General features: G+C 70.8%; 4 protein-coding genes. All 4 read right to left on the reverse strand.

Annotated elements, in window-relative coordinates; translation table 11 throughout:
* Positions 1–1,014 (reverse strand): threonine aldolase family protein (locus C1I95_RS32015; RefSeq protein ID WP_111219619.1); only part of this gene is annotated, 1,014 nt, incomplete at its 3' end.
* Between the two features lie 194 nt (positions 1,015–1,208).
* Complete coding sequence (locus tag C1I95_RS32020) at positions 1,209–2,615, reverse strand: class II 3-deoxy-7-phosphoheptulonate synthase (protein ID WP_111219621.1); 1,407 nt, start codon at positions 2,613–2,615, stop codon at positions 1,209–1,211.
* 87 nt (positions 2,616–2,702) lie between these two features.
* Complete coding sequence (locus C1I95_RS32025) at positions 2,703–3,185, reverse strand: hypothetical protein (protein WP_111219623.1); 483 nt, start codon at positions 3,183–3,185, stop codon at positions 2,703–2,705.
* 156 nt (positions 3,186–3,341) lie between these two features.
* Positions 3,342–4,456, reverse strand: a 1,115-nt coding sequence (locus tag C1I95_RS32030; RefSeq protein ID WP_111219625.1) for a glycoside hydrolase family 18 protein, incomplete at its 5' end; no start/stop codon positions are given.

The raw sequence follows: 4,456 nt of genomic DNA on the forward strand, positions 1-4,456 counted from the left end.
GAAGATGCGGGTGAGGATGGTGGCGGCGCGGGTTACCGCGTCGTCGGTAACGTCCATGTGGGTGACCAGGCGGGCCGTGCGGGGGCCGAGTACTGAGACGAGTACGCCCTCGGCGCGGGCGGCGGCGGCCAGGGCGGGCGCGTCCAGGGGCGCCTTGGTCAGGTCCAGCGGCACCAGGTTGGTGCGCACGGTGGCGGCCAGCACCCCGAACGGGGCGATCGCCTCGGCCAGTCGGGCCGCCTTCGCGTGGTCCTCGGCGAGCCGGTCGACATGGTGGGCGAGGGCGTACCGCCCGGCGGCGGCCAGGATGCCGGCCTGACGCAGCCCGCCGCCCATCCGCTTGCGGATCACCCGGGCCCGCTCGATCTTGTCGGCGGCGCCGACGACCAGCGAGCCGACCGGCGCACCGAGCCCCTTGGACAGGCAGACCGACAGGGTGTCGAACAGCGCGCCGTAGGTGGCCAGCGGCACCCCGTCGGCGACATGCGCGTGCCAGATCCGGGCACCGTCGCAGTGCAGCGCCACCTGCGCGGCGTCCGCGACCTGGCGCAGCTCGCGCAGCGTGGCCAGCGGAATCACCCCGCCACCGCCACGGTTGTGGGTCTGCTCCACGGCGATCGCCCGGGTGGGCACCGCCCAGTAGCCGTCGGGGCGGATCATGCCGGCGACCCCGTCGGGATCGATCTCCGCGCCCACCGCCGGCCAGGTCCGCGAGGTCATCCCGCCGTACGCGGCAGCAGCCCCCATCTCGTACGTGACCACGTGCGCGTCGGCGTCGCAGAGCAGCTCCGCACCGGGCGGCACCAGCAGTTGCAGGGCGATCTGGTTGGCCATCGACCCGCTCGGGCAGAACAGTGCCGCCTCGTGCCCGAACAACGCGGCGACCTCGGCCTCGAGGGCGTTGACCGTCGGGTCCTCGCCGTAGACGTCGTCGCCGACCTCGGCGGTGGCCATCGCCTCCCGCATCCCAGCGGTGGGCCGGGTCACCGTGTCCGAGCGCAGGTCGATCAACATGTCTCCACTTTCGGTTGGGTCAGCCACGGTCATCCTCTCGGCTGCCGACTGCGGGGTTCGCAAGCTCACTCCTCGCGTCAGCCACAGTCATTCTTTCGGCTGCCGACTGCGGGGCTCGCAAAGCTCACTCCTCGCGTCAGCCACAGTCATTCTTTCGGCCGCCGACTGCGGGGCTCGCAAGCTCACTCCTCGCGTCAGCCACGGAGCATCTCCGCTACGAGGAAAGCCAGCTCCAGCGACTGCTGGGTGTTCAGCCGGGGGTCGCAGGCGGTCTCGTACCGATCAGGCAGGTCGAGGTCCGCGATGCCCTGCGCGCCACCGAGGCACTCGGTGACGTCCTCGCCGGTCAGCTCGACGTGCAGGCCGCCCGGGTGGGTCTCCAGGCCGCGGTGCACCTCGAAGTAGCCCAGCACCTCGTCGACGATCCGGTCGAAGTGGCGCGTCTTGTAGCCGTTGGACGACTCGTGGGTGTTGCCGTGCATCGGGTCGCACTGCCACACCACCTTGGCGCCGGCGGCGGTCACCTTGGCCACGATCGGCGGCAGGGCGTCACGGACCTTATGGTTGCCCATCCGGCTGATCAGGGTGAGCCGGCCGGGGATGTTGTCCGGGTTCAGCTTCTCGCACAGCTCGATCGCCTCGTCCGGCGTGGTGGTCGGGCCGAGCTTGACCCCGATCGGGTTGGCGATCCGGGAGATGAAGTCGATGTGCGCCCCGTCGATCTGCCGGGTGCGCTCGCCGATCCACAGGAAGTGCCCCGACAGCCCGTACGCCCGGGCACCGGAGACCCGGGTCAGCGCCCGGTCGTACTCCAGGGCCAGGGCCTCGTGCGAGCAGTAGAGGGTGACGGTACGCAGCGCGTCGTCGTCGGTCATCCCGCAGGCCCGGATGAACGCGAGGGCGCGGTCGATCTCGCGGGCGATCGCCTCGTACCGCTCCCCGGCCGGGGAGTTGCGCACGAAGCCCTTGTTCCAGTCGTGCACGGCGTGCAGGTCGGCCAGCCCGCCGGCGAGGTAGGCGCGGAGCATGTTCATCGCGGCGGCCGAGTTGGCGTACGCCCGGATCATGCGCTGCGGGTCGGCGACCCGGGCCTCCGGGGTGGTCTCCAGCGAGTTGATCATGTCGCCGCGGTAGGCCGGTAGGCCCCGGGCGTCGGTCGGCAGCGACCGGGGCTTGGTGTACTGCCCGGCGACCCGGGCCACCTTGACCACCGGCAGCGACGCGCCGTAGGTCAGCACGATCGCCATCTGCAGCAGCGTGCGGGCGTTGGCCAGCAGGTGGCTCTCGGTGTTGTCGGCGAAGGTCTCCGCGCAGTCGCCGCCCTGCAACAGGAACGCCTTGCCCTCGCAGACCAGCGCGAGACGCTGCCGCAGCTGGTCGACCTCGTACGGGGCGACCACCGACGGCACCGTGTCGAGCACCTTGCAGACCTCGGCGACCTGGGCCTGGTCCGGCCAGGGCGGGGTCTGGGCGCGCGGCAGATCCCGCCAGCGGTCCAGGCCGAGGGCCTCGTCCTCGGCGGAGTCGACGGTCGGGCGGCTGGTCTGCAGCACCCGGCTGCCCACCGCCGGATGGCTCAACTGATGCCACTCATGGCGCATGACATGCAGCGTACGGCGACCGGCGGGGCGACCGGCCAGCGAGGGGCCGGGTTCCGGCAGATGGACGACGACGGACGACGACGCAGGTCAGGGCGTCGGCTCGGGGGCGGGGCTGTTCCCGCCGGGCCGCTCGTCCGCGATGCACCAGTCGAGCCCGTCGCGGGTGACCGTGAACAGCAGCTTCCGGGTCAACTTGCGGCTGCCGGCGGTCACCGCGATCGAGGTGCTGACCTCCTGCCCGGCCGGACCCGGCCGGACGTCGATGATCTCGGCCCGGGGCACGTCGAAGTGGTCGGCGAAGTCCCCGTTCGGCCCGGTGGCGGCCTCGTCGTACGCTTCGTGCAGCACCGTGCAGAGCTGGCTGCGCCCGGCGGCCACGTCCTTCGCCGCCATCGCGTCGAGGTACGCCTGCACCCGCTCCCGGGACTTCGCCATGGCCTCCTCGGCCGGGGCCCGCCCGGGCTGCTCCGCCTCCTCCTCGTCGTCGAGGAGTCCGCAGCCGAACAGCGCGAACGGCGCGGTCGTGAGCAGCACGGCGGTGGCGGCCGATCGCCGGTACCTCACCCGCATCGCTACCTCCCGACCGCGGACATCGAGACACGTCCGAGCGGCGAGTCTGTCACACCCACCCCCGATGTAAGGAAGGGCCCCTTATTAACACGGCCGGACGGGGAGGGGCCGGTGCGGGCCCCTCCCCGTCGTGTGGGTGATGCGTCGGCCGTCGGCTCAGCCGAGACCGCCCTTGATGGCGCTGATCAACTCACCGTTGCTGGTGTCACCGGAGAGCTCCCAGAAGAACGCGCCACCGAGGCCCTGGTTCTTCGCGTACGTCATCTTGCCGTTGATGGTCGACGGAGTGTCGTAGCTCCACCAGTTGCTACCGCACTTGGCGTACGCCGTCCCGCCGACCGTGCCGGTGGCCGGGCAGGTGTTCTTGAGCACCTTGTAGTCCTCGATGCCCTGCTCGTAGGTGCCCGGAGCGGGCCCGGTCGCGGTGCCGCCCGCCGTGGTCTGGGTCACCCCGGTCCAGCCTCGGCCGTAGAACCCGATACCCAGCAGCAGCTTGTTGGCCGGGATGCCCTTGCTCTTGAGCTTCTGGATGGCCGCGTCCGACCAGAAGCCCTGCTGCGGGATGCCGGTGTACGAGGTGAGCGGCGAGTGCGGGGCGGTGGGGCCCTGCGGGGCGAAGGCACCGAAGTAGTCGTACGTCATCGGCATGATCCAGTTGAGGTTCGCCGCCGCGCCGGCGTAGTCGGCCACGTCGATCTTGCCGCCGTTGCTGCCGTCGGCGGTGATCGCGGCGGTGACCAGCGCCGACGAGCCGAACCGGGTCCGCAGCGCGCTGATCACGTTCTTGAACGCGTTCGGGCCGCTGGAGTCGCAGGTGAGGCCGCAGGCGTTCGGGTACTCCCAGTCGATGTCGATGCCGTCGAAGACGTCCGCCCAGCGCGGGTCCTTGACCATGTTGTAGCAGCTCTCGGCGAAGGCGGTCGGATTCTGCGCGGCCTGGGTGAAGCCGCCGGACCAGGTCCAGCCGCCGATCGAGTAGATCACCTTGAGGTGCGGGTACATCCGCTTGAGCTTGCGCAACTGGTTGAAGTTGCCGCGCAGCGGCTGGTCCCAGGTGTCGGCGACGCCGTCGACGCTTTCCGCCGCGGTGTACGCCTTCTCGTAGTCGGCGTAGCTGTCACCGATGGTGCACCGGCCGCCCGTGGTGTTGCCGAAGGCGTACAGGATGTGGGTCAGCTTCGCCGCCGAGCCGCTGGTGTGGATGTTGCGGACGTGGTAGTTGCGCTGGTAGACGCCCCACTGGACGAAGTAGCCGACCACCTTCTGGGCAC

This window comes from Micromonospora craterilacus (assembly GCF_003236315.1).
GTDB lineage: Bacteria > Actinomycetota > Actinomycetes > Mycobacteriales > Micromonosporaceae > Micromonospora > Micromonospora craterilacus.

Coding starts and splice junctions, on each gene's coding strand:
- C1I95_RS32020 (WP_111219621.1), bottom strand. CDS start 2,615: ATGCGCCATGAGTGGCATCAGTTGAGCCATCCGGCGGTGGGCAGCCGG.
- C1I95_RS32025 (WP_111219623.1), bottom strand. CDS start 3,185: ATGCGGGTGAGGTACCGGCGATCGGCCGCCACCGCCGTGCTGCTCACG.